The 18,809-nt window shown below is 44.2% G+C and carries 4 protein-coding genes; all 4 read left to right on the plus strand.

Features of this window, described 5'->3' with window-relative positions:
• The first annotated feature begins 48 nt into the window (after positions 1 to 48).
• Positions 49 to 10,461: a tandem large repeat gene (locus tag FR741_RS18040; protein WP_167427359.1), complete on the plus strand. Its 10,413-nt coding sequence runs from the start codon at positions 49 to 51 to the stop codon at positions 10,459 to 10,461.
• 763 nt (positions 10,462 to 11,224) lie between these two features.
• Positions 11,225 to 12,937 carry a hypothetical protein gene (locus tag FR741_RS18045; protein ID WP_233059825.1) on the plus strand — a complete coding sequence of 571 codons (1,713 nt, stop codon included), beginning with the start codon at positions 11,225 to 11,227 and terminating at the stop codon, positions 12,935 to 12,937.
• A gap of 3 nt (positions 12,938 to 12,940) precedes the next feature.
• Positions 12,941 to 14,017, plus strand: coding sequence for a hypothetical protein (locus FR741_RS18050; RefSeq protein WP_167427361.1), 1,077 nt, complete (start codon positions 12,941 to 12,943; stop codon positions 14,015 to 14,017).
• On the plus strand, positions 14,017 to 18,756 hold the full coding sequence (locus tag FR741_RS18055) for an OmpA family protein (protein ID WP_167427362.1): 4,740 nt from the start codon (positions 14,017 to 14,019) through the stop codon (positions 18,754 to 18,756). The genes FR741_RS18050 and FR741_RS18055 overlap by 1 nt, the downstream gene beginning before the upstream one ends.
• Positions 18,757 to 18,809 lie beyond the last annotated feature (53 nt).

Consider the following 18,809-nt stretch of genomic DNA (forward strand, 5'->3'; position numbering starts at 1 on the left):
GGAGGAGACAACACACCTCCAGCTAGAAGCAAAGGAAGCATTTCCGGTATGGTTTTTGACGCCCCTGTAAATGGCGCAAAGATTGAGGTTTTCGAATTCAAAAATGGAAACTTAGGCCGGAAGTTGGCTAACACGACGTCTGATGCGTTCGGAAACTATCTGCTAGAGTTTGAATCGTCTTCAATGCCTCTTTTTGTTGTTGCAAAAGAGGGGAGTTATACCGACCCGTTTACGAATGAAACGGTATCAGTGAGCAATGCGAAGACACTTAAATTTGAAGGTGTTGTGAACTTTAAAGAGGGGAGTGAGCAAAAGTTAATGCTTACTCCGCTGTCGAACTTGGCAGCAGGCTTGGCAAAGTACAAAATTTCTCAAGGATCCACAGATGAGAGTGCCTTTTCAACCGCTTTGGATAGTATCAATAGCATGTATGGGTTTGACGTAAATGAGACCAAACCTATTGATATAACCAAAGGTGGGCAAAGCAGTTTTGCTAGTGCTGGGCATCAATACGGCGCTTTATTAACTGCATACTCGTCTTACTCTTACGATCTTATAAAAAAATACGGCAACAGCGATAACGTCTACACTTCAATGCATTTCGCTGACATCCAATATCGGGATGTTATTGCAGATGGTGTTCTTGATGGTCTTGAAGTGAGCCAGACTTCAGGAGCCGTGACTCCCCTCAGCTTTGGACAGAAAAAGATAAATAGCGACATTTATACACGTGATTTATCTCAGCATGTTCTGATCGTGGTAAACGATCCAAGTGTCAATATCTCTGGTACTGATGCCGCAGACTATGTCGACTTTAGTAAGAAGCTTAATGACTTAGGTACATATGGCAGTACTGATGGCGTCATTCCACCGCGAGATGGTACGGATATCGATACAGATGCGCCAATAGTTACTCGTACGGACAGTGATGTGCTCGCTGGCACCGATAAAGTTGATCTAAAGATTGTTGATGATATCGGTGTAGAAGACGTATCCGCCTTTATTCAGTATCAGGTTAATGGCTCTTGGTCTGGTGAATTTCAATGTAACGACATACAAGATTTTGGAAGCACATTCTGTTCGGTTGAATTTGATGATTTTGAAGTTGGCCTTCGAGAGACCAACGTTAAAGTTAACATTAATACCAAAGAGATCGATAGTGTGGATATGAACCCTGCCACAGGGCTCTCAAACGTAACAGCAGCACGATTAGTCTTATATACAGCGGATGTATTGGGTAATGAGTTAATTCCAGGCAGCCATTCGGGTCTTCATATCAACTTTGAATGGGATAACGATGCGCCTGTTATTGATATTACATCGGCGAGTGCAATTAATAATCAACTTAAAGAGTATGTTCTGAAAGGGGTTGTAAAAGAAAGCTCGCAAGAGATTAGTTCGGTCAGTATTTCATTTAAAGATGGCTTACATCAGGACGTCACATGTTCTCCTGTCACTGTAGAGTCTGGAAATGCTTGTGAGTTTAGTAAGGCTTACCCAACTGATGAATTCCTATCTACGACGGTATTTGAGGTTCGAGCGAAGGATAGCAAAGGCAATACGGGTGCCGCTCAGCATGCAGTAAGTCGTGACGATCAAGCGCCAGCACAAACGATTACTTATCCTGAAGGTGCGTCAATGACGTACGTAAATGTCGGTTTAGATGGTGAACGAACCACTTACGATGGTATCTACTCTCAAGATACGTATACCCCAGACAATGTTCAAGCGAGCCGTGATTTCTTGAAGATTGACTATGCGTACGCAAGTATAGGGATTCAGAATTCATTAAAAGGGGTAGATTTTAGTAACTTCAACGCTAACTTGTTGAAAGAGAATAAAATCCCTTATGTTCGTGTGAAAGTATCAGACGTAAATACCGATACGGTTTTAGGCTCCAACGCCAATAAACTGAAGCTCGTCGTCAAGTATTATGTCAGCCAAAATAACGATAATAATTACTCACTTCAGCAGGTTATTGATACAACCGCATCGGATGACGACTACATCGCAAAAATTCCGCACGAAACGCTGTTAGATAGCAATGGGCGTGTAGAAGATGTCATCTATTACATTCCATTTGTAAGAGATATTTTGGGTGACAGCTTTAAATCGGTATCAGAAAACAGTAGTCAAAAGCTAGTCATTCAAACCGTCGATGAGTCTGATAACGAAAGCACTCCAAGAGAAGTATATTTTAGAAGTAGCTTTGATCTGCCAACTATAAAAGTGGTGACACCATTTATTGGTGCGCGAGCGCAACTTGAAGGGTTGAGTCCAAATGGTGAATTCACTTCACTTGCGAGTTGTACCACTATCCAACAATTGGAAAGTGATCAATCAATGGCTCTTGACGTCGCGAGTTGTGAAACCACAACTGATGTTGTGAATTATGACTTCATGCGTGTTCGTTTAATTGGTATCGAAGGCAGCGAGCCATACTACTATCAATGGAAAAGAGATCCAGGAACCAAAAAAGTAACGGTTGATTTAAACAAGGCCAATATTGGTGTGTACTTTAAGCTCAATGGCTCCCAGACTTACTATATTACTGAACTATCGACATATCAGACTAGCTTGTTTGATTTCCAGTGGGATCAAGTCACTGCCGGAGAGAAAACTTCTGAGCGTGCGATTCAAATTCTTGATGAGGTGCGCTACGCGTTATCAGGCACGAACAACAACTCATTCTTTGGGTTTGATCCAACGGTTGTGCCTTATGCAACGAACGAAATGCTTGCTACCAAAGCGATTCCAGAAAAGCCATCAAACGATTATCTACACCGATTTCTTGTCGAAGCCATCGATAGTATTGCTCAGGGAATGCCGAGAAATAACTCATTAGATTTTGCCTCCGCTATTTACGATGATTTGAGCTTTGATGGAAAAGCGAATGGTATTGGTGTTGGTGGACGTCAGGTTATGCTCGATTCTTATCAATTCGGTTCCGATACTTATCGAAAGGATTTAGCGCAATCGTATTACGAAATCATGGCGAGCAAATACGGTATTGAGACCAATATCGCGCAGCTCTATGCTGATGATATTTCGATGGCTAATCCTAACTTAAATGGTAAGAACATTTTTGATACAGAGGGTAGCAGTATCGATATCTTGCCTCCACAGCCAAAATTAACGATTGAAAGCGGTCGAGAGACGATGGTTGGCAATAAGCTTTATATTGCTGGTGAAGTTGTTTCTAAAATTGTCCTAGACGATCCTTCTGGTATTGTAGAAACTGACGCTTATGGTCCGAAGTTTAGCACGATGTGGTATCAAGCCAGTGAGCCAAACATTGAAATACCGCTGGACATCAACATTGTAGAGAACCCTGGCAACAGCAATGCTTATCGAAAAGAGTACCTCTTTACCCTTAACTCTCAGTCTAGTGAACTAAAAGATATTGTAGAGTTTGCTGTGGAAACCAGTGCCATGGACCCACATGGCAATGCGTATGGTTACGATGGCAAAGCTCCGTTTATAGAAACGGTATTTATTGATAATGATTTCCCTAAAACGAGTTACCTCCCACCTAATGACGTCGATGGTAAATCTGTAGAAGCCGGTATTTATTTAAATGCCAAAAATACCCATGAATTGACCTTCAAGGTTGAAGATGTTGTGGGTGACAAGCTTTCTTCAAGAGGTCTTGTTTTCTACCAGCAAACGGGTGAAAAAGTCACATACACACCAGAGGACTTTTCGAATAACTCGAAAGACGCCTTTAAAGTCAAATTATGTACGGGGGAGCTTTGTTCAAATCAAGGCGCGACGATTTACCCGGGTGATGGTGATTGGCTAGTCGTTGCAGCGGCAGAGGACAACTTAGGTAACTCCGTTTCAGAGTTAACTAGCACCGCTCCGAGATTCAATATTCGTATCGACTCTGAAGCTCCTATTGTAAAAAGCGAGCAGGTTCAAAGCCGTTTAGGTGGTAATAACCAATGGACACCTGTCATTGATTGGGGGACGTTAAGCTCTGGCAATAACGTAAAAATAGATCTGCGCCGCGGATCTGGTCAGGCTCTGACATTAGAAAGCTGTGACCCTCTAACAGAGGCGTGTGACGTACCATACCTAGTTGGTGAACAGCCTGACGTCAAAGTCCAACTGGTTTCAAAAGCATTTGATTACGATGAATGGAATGAATTTTACGTCACTGCGACGGACAACGCTTACCCTGCCAATGTCAGTACAACAGGGAAATTCACCTTCCAAGTCGATAACAAAGGCCCCGAAATCATCCTAAATACGCCTTGGGTTGAAGACACATTGTCTAAAGAGAACTATGTCATAGGGCGTGAGTTCAATGTGCGATTTAAATCCGTAATAGACGATTCAGACCTTGAGCAAGTCTCGCTGTATCAAAGTGGTAAAGATTCGCCAATTAAGACAATTGTGCCAACGGATTCATCTAAAGAGTTTGTCATGTCTCTTATCAAGAGTGACACAGATAAAATAGACATTTCTGAAGATGAAAAAACAACGTCATTGTATGTAAAAGCAACCGATATTTATGGTTTTGAGTCTAGTTCTAACACGCACAAGGTTATTCTTGATCGTGATGGGCCAACATTAGGATTAAGTGGTTTCAATGCGAATGACTACTACTTAGGAAACTATGTCTTTGACCTAACGGCGCTAGACCTAAATGCAAACGGTGATATTTCAATTAATGGTGTAAACCGAGAAAGCTTAGAGTATTGGACGTTTAGCGATCTGGAGCCATTACCTGGCTCTCCAGGTAAAAAAATCAATGAAGATCTCAAAGTGAGTCTTGGTGATTTAGGTACGGGTACACACAAGGTTCGTTTAAAAGGGTCTGATGTTCGTGGCAACACAACCTTAACCAGTGGTGAGCAAGATTTTACCGTTAAAGTGTACAATTCCATCCCGCAGGTAACCCTAGCGATGAGTTACACGGATGGAACGCCAATTACAAACAGCACCATCTATCAAGATGGGAATATCGTACTTACGCTTGATATTGTTGATGACAGTGGCGTTGATCGAATTGACTCAACGTATAGATTTTCTGGAGAGCAAAACGGGACTAACTTTACGTTCTCAGAAACCGCAGATGGCACTTGGACGGCAACGCTGCTTTCTACACAAATTGCCAAAGATGGTAACTATGAACTTGATATAAAGGTTTACAACAAAGTTCGTTACCTTGACGAAAAAGACAGAAAGGTTGGAAAAGTAAACCAAACCTTTAGCGTACAGCGTGAAGGCGTGGTTCTCTCGGTTGCAAGTCCGCTGGACTTCCAGAACTACTTATCTGATGGTGTTCTTGATGTCACCTTTACTACATTGAGTGCGGTCAAAGCCAAAACGTTAGAGTGTTGGGTTCGTGAAGAATACAACTCTCTAGATGCGCCACCAACTAACGAGCAACCAACGTCTGGTGTTATCAACGTATCGCAAGAACCTTACAGTTGTAGTGTCAATGTTGGGCAAAACATGACCAAAGCACCTGTCACTTTGATCACTAAAACCTTGGGTACAAATGGGCGTGAAACGATCAACAAGTTCAATTTCTCGATGGTGGATATTGATGCACCGACAGTCGTGGATGGTAACTCATACAGTTTTAAAGGAAGTGATGTTTGGTTTGATGAAGCTTTGAAGAAGAAGATGCTCACATTTGAGCTCTCTTTCAATGATGCTTTATCAGGCGTGAATACTGAAAGTTCAGATAAATATCCAAAGTTGGTTCGTAATCTTGGCAACAAAGCTTATACACCAACGACCTGTGCCAAAGGTGTTGGAAATATCAAGTGTACGTACTCTGAATCCTACGCCGATATTATTGATGGTCTGAGTACAACTCAAGAATACAAAATCAAAAACGTATCTGACTTAGCAGGAAACTTGACGCCAGAGCATGATCTACTGCTTGAATTACCTAAAGGTTCGGTAGTCGTTGAAATTACTGATCCGGTCGGAAACACAACCATTAATGGCCAGCAGCTTGTCGCTAAATTCAGAATTAAGTTGTATGAAAACTCTAGGCTAGACAATGTGATGGCCAGATTTGGAACGGAATCCTACAACTATAAAGATAATCCGGAGAAGTTTGCGCAATTGGAAGTGTGTGCAGATGACCCAACCTACAAGTGTTCAACATTTACGAGTGAACTTCCTAGCGATGCTGATGGAAAAACGATCAGGACAATTATTACCGCAACGGATGTGTGGTCGAGAGTCGGTGAAGCGACCGTTGATATTAAAGTTGACAATACATCTCCAAGTGTTGGCGATGAGATTATCGTAACTGAATCGCCAACAAATCCAGATAATGTTCGTTTTCGTTTCGACATAACGGACACTGGTAGCAGCCTCGCAAAAGTAAACTACTCGGTTTTAAACCCGAGTTATCAAGAAGAAAGAGTAGAGGATGGGAATGGTTCATCTACGTACTTTGAACTACCGAAATCTCAGTTAGAGGGGCGTGGTTCAATCACAGTAGACATCAAAGCGACAGATAGCGTCGGACTGTATTCTGATATCAGAAAAGTCATTGATATTAGTGTTCCTAAAGTCACAGTTGATTTCGATGGAATTACGAGTTTGCAGGGTGGGAAACTGTTTTTAACCAAGGCGAGCCAGCCGTTTACGGTATCTACGGTGGAAGGAGAAAGAGTGAAAGCTTCACAATATTCTGTGGAGCTTATTCCAAGCCTAGGTGATTCCTTGCGTTACTCAGGTGATGTTATCTCATCTAGTGGTAATGGAATGATGAACTTTGCCGTCGATAACCAAGGGTCATATACCCTTAAGGTGACGGTGACGGACTCAGTTGGAAGAGAGAATACAAGCTTTGAATTACTAGGCAAAAGTTATGATGGACAAGTTATCGAGTCTATTGTTGATTATGACGTTCCAAGTATTTCTGGCTTAAGTGCTAATCAAATCTCTAAGATACCGACAAACGATAAGTATCAGCTAGAAATTAGCGCATACATTACAGATAAAAATTTAAACCTCGTCACGTCAAAAGCGGTGAGTGGTGGCAGCACTGTGGCTCCTCAAGCGATTACTGAGCCGACAACCGAAGCGGGGCCTTATGTCATAAGCTATTTGTTACCTAAAGGCGATCATACGATCACGGTGGCAGCAACAGACAAGGTGGATAACAAGAGTGAAAGTTCTATTGACGCGCATGTGGAAGCGGCAACCGTTCCCGGGCTAAGTATCTCTACCGCCTCAAGCGCCCCTCTTTTTGGAGGCGAAGAGATTACGCTCGCGTTTAACTTTACAGAAGAAGTTACGAACTTTGATATCTCAGATGTCCATCTTGTCGCTAGTGATAGCGGTGCAACAGGAACGTTAAAACAAGATACTTGGTCGACTTCAGACAATATTACGTGGACGGTTAATTACATCAGCCCAGAAAAACAAGATAAAAATATCACTATTCAGGTAGAAGATAATAGCTATCAAAGTACCAACACAATTCCTGGAAAAGGAAGCAGCTTAAGTATCGCGGTTGAAGGAACCTTACCAAAACTGACCAATGTGACATTTAACCCCGAGCATCAGAGCGTGGTTCAAAGCGTGAGTGTCTCGCTTGAGTTTGATAAAGAGCTCCAAGAGGCGACCGCCAAGCTTGGCGGCAATCGCATCAGTTCTCTGTCCGCAACGGCAGATAAAAAGGTCTGGGTTGGTGATGTACAAGTTCCGAGCACCACGCTGTTAAGTGTCGACTTGGTTGTTAGTCAGTTTAAAGATTTGACTGGTAACATAGGGGAGGATAACACCGCTCACGAATTACCGATCACACCGACCTTAGCCATCACTCCAGTGGGCAGTGTGAATGAAATGCAAGCCGCCACGTTACAATTCGAAGGTACGTCAACACGTTTTGACGGACAGTCCCTGCGTCTTGAAGTGAAAGCCCAAGGCAGTGCGACGGTATTGAAAAGCAGCAGTGCAACGGTACAAGCTGGTGGCACTTGGACCAGTGACGCAATGGACATGAGTCACCAAACCAACGGCACTTACACCGTGATTGTGACAGGGACGAACTCAGCTGGCATTGAAGTGAGTGAAAGCCAGAGCTTTACATTGGCGCAATCTCTGCCAACCTTGACTAACGTGACCTTTACTCCTGAGCATCAAGCCATCGGCCAAAGCGTGACGGTAACGCTGGAATTCGATAAAGATCTGCAATCCGCAGCGGCGGCGTTAGGTGGTACCACGATCACTTCATTAGTGGCAACCGCGGACCCAAGCGTTTGGACTGGTGATGTGGTGGTACCAAGCACGTCAGATCTCAATGTTGAGTTGCTTGTTCGTGACTACCAAGACTTATCAGGGAATACAGGTAGCCAGAACGCGGCTTACTCCATGCCGATCACGCCGACCTTAGCTATTACGCCTGTGGGCAGTGTGGATGAAACGCATGCCGCCACACTACAATTCGAAGGTACGTCGACACGTTTTGACGGCCAGTCCCTGCGTCTTGAAGTGAAAGCCCAAGGCGGCGCGACGGTATTGAAAAGCAGCAGTGCAACGGTACAAGCCGGTGGCACTTGGACCAGTGACGCGATGAATATGAGTCACCAAACCAATGGTACTTATACCGTGATGGTGACAGGGACGAATTCAGCGGGCATTGAAGTGAGTGAAAGCCAGAGCTTTACACTCGCGCAGTCTCTACCAACGCTGACCAACGTGACGTTTACGCCTGAGCACCAAGCCATCGGCCAAAGCGTGACGGTGACGCTGGAATTCGATAAAGATCTGCAATCCGCCGCAGCGGAGTTAGGTGGCACGACGATCACTTCATTAGTGGCAACCGCGGACCCAAGCGTTTGGACTGGTGATGTGGTGGTACCAAGCACGTCAGAGCTCAATGTGGCGTTGCTTGTTCGTGACTACCAAGACTTATCAGGAAATACCGGTAGCCAGAACACGGCTTACTCCATGCCGATCACGCCAACCTTAGCTATTACGCCAGTGGGCAATGTGGATGAAACGCATGCCGCCACACTACAATTCGAAGGTACGTCGACACGTTTTGACAGTCAGTCCCTGCGTCTTGAAGTGAAAGCCCAAGGCAGCGCGACGGTACTAAAAAGCGGCAGTGCGACAGTACAAGCCGGTGGCACTTGGACCAGTGACGCAATGGACATGAGTCACCAAACCAATGGCTCTTACACCGTGATGGTGACGGGGACGAACTCTGCGGGTATTGAAGTGAGTGAAAGCCAGAGCTTTACACTCGCGCAGTCTCTGCCAACCTTGACTAACGTGACGTTTACGCCTGAGCACCAAGCCATCGGCCAAAGCGTGACGGTAACGCTGGAATTCGATAAAGATCTGCAATCCGCCGCAGCGGAGTTAGGTGGTACCACGATCACTTCATTAGTGGCAACCGCGGACCCAAGCGTTTGGACTGGTGATGTGGTAGTACCAAGCACGTCAGAGCTCAATGTGGCGTTGCTGGTTCGTGACTACCAAGACTTATCAGGGAATACCGGTGGCCAGAACACGGCTTACTCCATGCCGATCACACCAACCTTAGCTATTACGCCAGTGGGCAGTGTGGATGAAGCGCATGCCGCCACGCTACAATTCGAAGGCACGTCGACACGTTTTGACGGTCAGTCCCTGCGTCTTGAAGTGAAAGCCCAAGGCAGCGCGACGGTACTAAAAAGCGGCAGTGCGACAGTACAAGCCGGTGGCACTTGGACCAGTGACGCAATGGATATGAGTCATCAAACCAATGGCACTTATATCGTGATGGTGACGGGGACGAACTCTGCGGGCATTGAAGTGAGTGAAAGCCAGAGCTTTACACTCGCGCAATCTCTGCCAACCTTGACTAACGTGACGTTTACGCCTGAGCACCAAGCCATCGGCCAAAGCGTGACGGTGGCGCTGGAATTCGATAAAGCATTGCAAGGTGCTGTGGCGGAGTTAGGTGGCACAACGATCACCTCGTTAGTGGCAACCGCGGACCCAAGTGTTTGGACTGGTGATGTGGTGGTACCAAGCACGTCAGAGCTCAATGTGGCGTTGCTAGTTCGTGACTACCAAGACTTATCAGGGAATACCGGTAGTCAGAACACGGCTTACTCCATGCCAATTACACCAACAATACACCTAGACGTTATCAACGATGTTGCTGGAGTGGAAAGCGTGACAGTAAGTGGTAGCAGTGAACGATTTGAAGATGGTGAGTTCATAGATATCAAAGTAGTCGACGCTGATGGTAAAGAAGCCACAGGCATGGCAACCGTGCTTTCAGACTCATGGACAACTGATTTAGATCTTTCAGGACTGAAGGAGGGGGTGGTGACGATTTATGTGAATGGTACCAACAAGCTTTCCGCTTCTGCCGAAGAGGCTCAAGCAACATTTAATTATGATCGCTTCGCAAATACAGCCTCCTTAGGTGCTGTCTACAACCGATATTTTAGTGAGAACAAAACTTTAAAAAATGCGGCATAAATAAAGCGAGCGTTTAGCTCGCTTTATTTGGGACTTTTTGTGATATTTATCAAAATAATTGCCTTTATTGATAAGTTACTCGAATTAATGAATCGTCTTAATACAAGGCTGAATAACTATAATAACTAGGCCAATGTTGCTTTTAGGTGTGTATGACGTGATTGTGATGGTCGCTCGGCAGGTGCTGTGGTTAATGTGTCGCGTTGAAAATCTTTTTAAATATTATACATTTACGCTCGTTTCTATACTCTGAGTATAGTGTTCTGCATGAGGTCGATGGGTAATACCTCGCCTCTTTAACTCGCGATGAAGCAAATTTAATCCTAGCAAGCTTCAGAGCAGTTACTTTTGTGAGTGCGTAATGCGCTCACCTTTTTATTTAAACTTCCTCAGTAACAGTCAATTTGTTGTTTGTTGCTGAGGAGGGCACCTCATCAGCTTCTGAATTTCCTCGTGCTTACCTGAAGCGCACGTTACTATGATTTTTGTTAACTTCAGTCCATAAATTAAATTTTTTTAGATAGTAAGATTTTACCATTTTGACAGAGTGGGTGATGTTACTGGCTTTTATTGTGGTCAAATCGCATGTTTTGATAGCAAAAATCACCGTTTTTTTGGTGTTTTTTATTTCGGGCGATTTTTCTATCTCGTTGAAAATAAATGGCTAAGTAAGTAGGATACGCAGACCAAATCGTACTTGTAAGCCTTATCAGCTTAATTGTCACCGCAGCCATATTTACGATGTTGGTTGTGGAGAATTCAAATGCATTTAGTTTGCAAATTTATACCTAGCTCGAAGCTATCCTCCAACGAGCTATCTTATGTTCTTACACCGGACGAGTGTATAGGACAGCTTTCGCGTTTGCGAAATTCAGATGACATCCTTAGAAACCTCCCTAAAGAATTGGCGCAAAAGATTTCCATCTCTGCCAAAAAAACGACCAGCGCATTGCTAGCTGCTATAAGAATCGAATTGGGAAAAGGCAATTGGGTGTCATTATCTACCGTTGCTCGTCGGTCGCCATTGACGGACTCTCAGCTGCAAAGCTTCCCTAGACTTAAAACACTCGTTGACTCTGTATCTGCTTCGAATGAAAGCAAAGTTTTTAAAGCGGGTTACAAGCAGGTTACTGACGATGTTGCTCTAGTTCGCAGTTACACGCATGTACCTTCTGAGCCAAGCCCAGACCAAAAAATTGTTGTCGAGTTTGCAGGGCAGTGGTCTAGCAACGCGGCATGTTTGATGTTGGGAAAAACGGAAACTCAAAAAGAAAAAGTGACTGTAGGCAAGGCTGATACAGAAAACAAACACCGCAGCCTCGCGACATTTAAAGATCTCGAAGCTGAGGGCAAAACGCTCTATATCAAAATCCCTTGCACTGACCAGCCTCAGCCAATTTTGCTTAAACTCGCCGAAGACTTGCAACCCGTTGATAAAGATACTCAGATGGATGAGTGGGATAACGTGTTGGTGCCTGTGCTACCTATGCTAGAGGGCACAAATGGGCATGAGTTGGTTGCAGAAGGTTATTTTTATGTAATCTGGAATAACAAAGTTTGGCGTGAGGTTGAAGTTACACCAAAAGGCTACTTTGCTGATGTCGATTTAGAGTACTACAGAAATAATGACCCTGAATCCTCGATGAAAACACGACATGTCAACATTGATGGGGCAAACCTTGTACCAGACTACTATATTGGCGAAGAATCATTTGAGATTTATCAATCCGGTCAGAAAGTTTATTCGGGACATCTAAGCCTTGATCAAGGTGCTAGGGTATTCCGCCTTGTAGATGAGGAAGTAGATGTTGTTTTTCCAGAATTAGATATTGATCCTATCACTGTTAAAACGGTGCTAAGCCCTTATAAAGCTGGCAAAGATGGTTTGCGTATTGCACAAGGTGTTCCTCTACCGCATATTTGGGTGCCATATAAAGTCGCGGGAGAAGTACAAGAATGTTATATCCATTATTCCGAGTTGGCTTTGACAAACACGGAACTGTCTGAGCTAGAGAGTGATCCTGCTTCAATTGCTAAGTCTCTTTCAGAGTTGCAAATATACTCCTCATCCCAAAGCTTTAATAATGCGGGTGAGAATATTATTCCAGTTTCCGGTACCGCATCGACAGGCACTGGCAGTGGAATCATCAATGAACATAAAGAAAGCAATATTGCGGGGCTTAAATTGGCTCCAAGAGGCGCATTGCCTTCTATACGTTACCTTCATGAGCCGTTGACAGATCAGCCGGATGATTTCTTTGGGCTTCGTAACATAGAACACGATTGGATTCACAAATCGTACTTTCGTTCAGCAATGAAAGACGACGATGGTTATATGACGCTTCGGTTCGCATTCCCGCCGGAAGAGGTCAAGAGCGTCGATATTGTTCGAGGTGTTCATTCGAGTCTCTCCACGGGTAGCCAACGTCTTGTCGTTGTAGAAGAAAATGTACCCATTTCAGAATTGCTAGGTTAAACCATGAAAAAAACACTATTACTGTTGCTTGCTGCTTTATCGATAGCGGGTTGTAAAGATGACGGCCGCACCTATGTTGGTGAACACAACTATTACACCATGGAACAGAGCGAGATCCGTAAAGCTGACTTTGCTACTTTTCAACAACGTGACTTTCCTCGTTACTTTATCCATCGTGCCAAAGAATGGCCAAGGGAAGATTTAAATGACGCGAGCTCTTACGATTTGCCACGCGTTCAGTTTACTTGGGCAAACTTATCAAACGACCAAGGGTATGGACCAGACCCAATGTACGATGAGTACGAAGGACGTGTAAAAGTTTGGAGTATGAAGACCGATGGTACGGACCTACGTTTGGTGACGGATTTACCCTATCTTGGAAAGGCATCCAGCACTCGATATAAAACCAGTCGCTCGCCAAACAATCGTTACGCTGCACTGAACTCCGGACCTGACATTTATCTTTTTGATTTAAAAGAGCAAAAATTGATTGACTTACCGCATCGTTTAGCAGGTATTCCGGGTTTCCTATGGGCGGAAGACAGCAGTTACGTTTATTACCGTACGGGTAAGGTTGGCCGTACGGTGTATAAGTGGGACATTGCTAAAGGTGAGGCGGAAAAGACCGATCTGCACATAACAGATACGGGTATGATCAAAGATGGGAAGCGTTACAAGGTCACTGAGGTGTTTACTGTTGTTTATGATGAGAAAACGGGTAAAAAGTTACAGAGTGCTCGATGGGGAGAGAACTTAAAGCCTCAACATGCGCGTGCTGATGAGACTGCGATCAGCCCGGAAGGCGACGTATCTTGGGGAGCGAATATGAGCGCTGGTGTTTTTAAAATGGATGTTACAGCCAATCGCGAAGTACCTACTTCCTCCCCGATGCAATTTGCTATTGGTTTAAACAGTCGTTTCGCATTAGTTAATAAACATATGACACGAATGAGAGTTCTAGATAGCAAGACCAAACAAGCGTGGGATTGGGAGCCGCTAGGTTACAGCCGAACGTTAGATCCCGCCATCGTATATAACCTATCTGCAAATCATGGCAACTGGTTTAAGGAGGTCGAATAATGGCCAGAACTTACGATGATGAGATCTACCTATTTGGTGCTTTATTTCACGGCTACGATACGGATGAAGGCCGAATATTTGATTGGCATACAAAATCGGATTTAACGCAGGTTGATGAGCTAACTGGAAAGATTCGTCCTATTCCTTTGACACCAGTGATGGTCAATGCCTTATCGGGAGGCGTTCCCGTGCTATGGGGCACCACCAAAGAAGGGAAATTGGTCGAGTTAGGTTTAGGTGAGCCACCGCGAACAGGGGGTAAGCAACCTTTATCGGGAGAAAAAGTCAATTCTGAAAGTTCAGTGCCGAGTGATGTCGACAATTACGAAGTGCTCAAGTTAGGCAACCGACCGGAAGGGGTCAGCAAAGGGAAAAGCTATGAATTAAGCTTTCCGCCATTGCGTTTGTTGGCGCAGATGATTGCGCCGCAGAATGATCCAGAAAGTACGGGGGGCGCAAAAGATCTGGCGAGCCTTGCTGAAAACATCAAGCATTTTGCTCAGTACATTGATGATGGGACTAACGAAACAAACCAAACTGGGGTGCAGTTCCAACTTACTGAAATTGCCCTGAGTCAACTGGCTCCTTCGTATGTTGGGGGCGATCTCACAGCAGAGCAACAACGCTACAATAATTGGTTGGAGCGTCAGAAAAAAAGAAATCTACCCCTGAAAGGTTTTGTTGTACCAAGGATGCACAGTTGTGCGGTACTGTTCACAGACAAGCTTTATGGTGGCGCTGACGTTTCGTTAATTCGCCCAGTTCAAAGTATTCAGGCGGGTGATATAGAAAATGCAACTGAAGAAATTATCGCTGAAGGGACGGTCTCGGTAAAGGAGCCTTTGTGGGCGACAAAAACGGAAGGTAATGCAGTTTTACCAAGTGCATTGTTTAACCTTGATCCAAACCAAGTTGAAGATGGCTTTTATTTGTTGCGCATCCAATTTTGGGAAGACGAGTGGTTAGCATTCGATGAAACACGTAAGGTGTTACCCGAAAGTGTACTGAAGGCCAATGTCACAAAGCAGTTTATGAAACACCCTAAAACTGATGTGGAGCAGAATGTATATACTTATGAGCTGCATGAAAAGCTGACGTTTATCGAGACCGCGGGCATTGGCAAAATGGCGTGCGTGTGTGGTGACATGATCACCTTAGAGGAAGCGCTCATCCAACAATTTCCTAATCAGTTGCCATCTTATTCAGACTACGCGACAAAGGGGTTAACCTATCAAACTAAGCAAAAGCCGGGCGTCGCACCGTTATCTTTGCATGCTGCGATCAACAAAACCTACGAATCGTTGAGCAGTGATTTTCTCTCCATTGACGGTGCTAAGCTTTTTGGCCCACCTGCGGATATGGCGAAAACCATCGGGCAGGCGCTATGGGAAAACAGTGAATCAGGGGCTTTACCTCCATTTCTGATGAGTGGTATCGCGTTACATTCGGCACTTGCCGCCACCAGTGGTGTTAAAAAGAGCGTCAGCCTTGCAAAGGTTTTTGCGCGTAAAGAGCTAACGCTGAAACAAGCACAAGCGTTAGTGTTTAGAAAGCATGTAATCGATATTCCTTATATCAAACGTGCTTTTAAAGCGGCAGGCCCAGAGTCAAAAATCATGCGTTGCGTTGGACGTTTAAGCAGTGATTTTTTGAGCGGAACAAATCGCGCGCTACCAGCAATTGGAGTTATCGCAAGTGGCAAGGAAGCGTTAGAGCAATATTCGGCGTTCTCTGAACAAATTAAAAATGCGAAAGAAGCGCAAGAAACTTTAAGCAAATACTCTGAAAACTATCTTTCTTCTTTAACGTTTGTTCGTCGCTTTGATAATCCAGAACATTGGCAAAAAAAGGCAGAAGCGGTGCAGGAAGCGCTTGGTAAAGAAGGGAATGCTCAGATCTTTGTTGATGGTCAAGGGGTCGTTGTTCGAATGAACTTCAAGTTTAACTCTGCTGAGTTTGAGAACGAAGTTCAAGTACTGCATATCGACTATATAGAAGTATGTAAAAAATTATGCCAGCTTTTATCCAAAAACCCTGATTACCAAGTTGCCATTATTGGCCATGCAGGGCCAATAGGAACGCATGAAAATAACTTAAAAATTTCCAGATTGCGTGCGGATGTCGTTAAAGAGGCCATCCTTGCCAAAGCAAGCGAAAAAGAACGAGCGAATCTAGAATCAAGGTTGTGGATTGAATTTAAGGGTAAGTCACAACTGATTGATGATATCGAAGGTTATGCCGACGTTAACGACCGATCAGATACTGCGGATATCGCTGTGAACCGACGTGTAGAGGTTAGGTTGATCATCCCTGACTTTGCGGTTTCCCTACCACCGAGCCGCTCGGGAACGATGGCATTAAATCGCGCGCATCAAATTTGGGAAGGGCATCAGCTTGCGGCAAAGGAAGCTCAAGATAAGTTGATTATTGCTGCCGTTGATGCAATGGCAAGTGTCGCAATCTGGACGCCTGCCGCACCAGTGGCTGCCTATTATTTTGCCGGTAAAGTGGGGGCAGATCTTTTGGGCGCTGCAACTGATTTTTATGGCGACCTTTTTGGTGATGCGACGTTTAAGGAGATCAAAGCTCAGTACAACAACAAAAGCATGCTAAAAACACTCAGTAGCATCAATAAAGAGCTTATCTCACTGTATAAGGGGATAAGTCAAGACCTTCAACCTCAGGTCATTGATGCTGTTGGCTTAGCTGACTTTCTCAAAAAACAGGCGAATCATGATGAATTGTTGAAGCGCTTTTTGTTGCGCTCTTATGCTTTGAATTCATTGATTGAGTTACTAACGCTTCTCCGCGCTAAGTGGAGCCTGACGGGTGACTTTGATGACTTCATTGAGGATTATCGAGTTGACGAGTTTATTCAGTTGTATGTCATGAGTGATAACTGGGAAATACCAGTCAATGATGGTAATACACTGGCCCTGAACTGGGTAAACCGCTTTAAAAAATCTGGTTTGTTCTCTAAATCAGATGCCAATAGCTCGTTACAATGGAGTTACGGTGAAAAAATAGGTGGTGCATTTAATACGGGATTCCCTGTACAGACACGTCTATTCTTGGACCGAAAATCAGATGAGTCCTTGCAAGAAAGTGCTTCTATCCGAGAAGGCCTAAAAGCATTTTGTCACGACTTCAACTTAGCTAAAGAAGAACTTGGCCGTGATGATATAGAGTTCAGCCGCTTGCTGGTTCAAGACGGTGAGAAATGGACGCCATATGTAGAGTGGGCATTTGCGCAGAATGGACGAAAGCTACGCCCACAAACTCGCGTGAAACTACAGGTGGTTTTAAAAGACAATGTCTCATCTAAGGCACTGTTTTTACAGGAGGTCGCTTATCGCGCAGCCGTTGTTGGCTTGGACTCTCATGGGCCAACCTTTGATGTGTTGTTTACAAAAATGGATGCTTCTCAATTCGAAGACCCTGATAAAGCGATTCAAAAACACTTTGAGAGTAAAGGTGTCGAGGAATTGTATGGTCTTGAATTTGAGCCAACATATGGCTTTGGTGAGTTTTTAATCCATGGAATCAAGCCGCTATGCCCAAATGTTAAAGTCATAGATGAGGTGAAAGCCTTCTTTACAGGTCAAAGCGTGTTTGAATATGTTCGAGACACCGGTGCTTTTGAGCAGATGAGATATGTCTTCTCACTAGGAGGGCATGATTTGCTAGCGGGTAAGTTAGAGGGCTTGGGTACATATAAAAACTACACTCTAGATATTACTGAAGTTAACTTTGGTATCGATGGTCAAAGCCCTGCTCAAGAAGCGAAAAACTTTAACGGTCGAACATTGGAAAAGACGAAACTCACAGACACTGACTTTTTGATCGAAGAGTTTGTCATGAGTGAGTCTGCGTCATCCCGAGACAGTACACCGAAGGTTATTGATGGCAACGTTATTATTTTGCCTGGTATTGAAATTGATGGTGATCTTGCTTGGGGTGAAGACAATGCGAATAAACTGATAAGTAACAAGTTTGATTGGTCTAAAGAGCAAAGGTTCTCACTTTGTTTTGCGGTGTTGGGGGATGATCGTGCGAGTGATGACTACGATACAATGTTACTCAACGCCATTGAGTGTGGGGTGAAACTGCAGATCAAAGAGGGACCAGTTAAACATGACGTGATGCATTATGCCGGGGTAGTCAACATTCGTTCTCGTCTTGTTACCGAGAAGTCAAATACTGGGTATAACGGAATAGAAACAAGAACCGTTTTTGATCTAGAGCTTGACGATAGCGGCGCGACTAAGCGTACAGGTCTGGAGCAAAGCGCCGTTCAATTTATTGATCAGAATGACGCGAATTTCTCCCGTTTATTAACTTCAAGCGAGAAAAAGTACCTTTATATAATTCGCTTTGAGTACTCTTATGTGTCGCCTACAGGCAAGCTAGTTAATGGTTTAAGACCTTTTGGTGATGTTTTAGATGGTAATGATCTAAAACCTATCAAACTTGAGCTGGCTTCATTTGAACAAATGGATGTAAGTGAAGGTTATGAACTACCGAAGTTTGAGCTTCAAGTTCCTGCGGTGAAAGACTTCATGACGGGTAAGCCATGGATAGAAACTGTTGAAAAGGAAAATGCGACAAGTGAGGCGAATCACTTACACTGGAAAAACCTAGGGGTACAGAACGAGCAGAAAGGATATGTTGAGAATTGGATAACGAAACAAGCGTCTTCGCTCAATGCGCCGGAAATCGCTCTTTTACAGGCAAAGTAACATACAAAAAACCGCCTTCGGGCGGTTTTTCTTTTCTTATGACTTCATACTGA

Source organism: Vibrio diabolicus (assembly GCF_011801455.1).
GTDB lineage: Bacteria > Pseudomonadota > Gammaproteobacteria > Enterobacterales > Vibrionaceae > Vibrio > Vibrio diabolicus.

Excerpts from the sequence above, each read along its gene's own strand:
- FR741_RS18040 (WP_167427359.1), top strand. The coding sequence starts at position 49 with ATGGTTTTTGACGCCCCTGTAAATGGCGCAAAGATTGAGGTTTTCGAA.
- FR741_RS18045 (WP_233059825.1), top strand. The coding sequence starts at position 11,225 with ATGCATTTAGTTTGCAAATTTATACCTAGCTCGAAGCTATCCTCCAAC.
- FR741_RS18050 (WP_167427361.1), top strand. The coding sequence starts at position 12,941 with ATGAAAAAAACACTATTACTGTTGCTTGCTGCTTTATCGATAGCGGGT.
- FR741_RS18055 (WP_167427362.1), top strand. The coding sequence starts at position 14,017 with ATGGCCAGAACTTACGATGATGAGATCTACCTATTTGGTGCTTTATTT.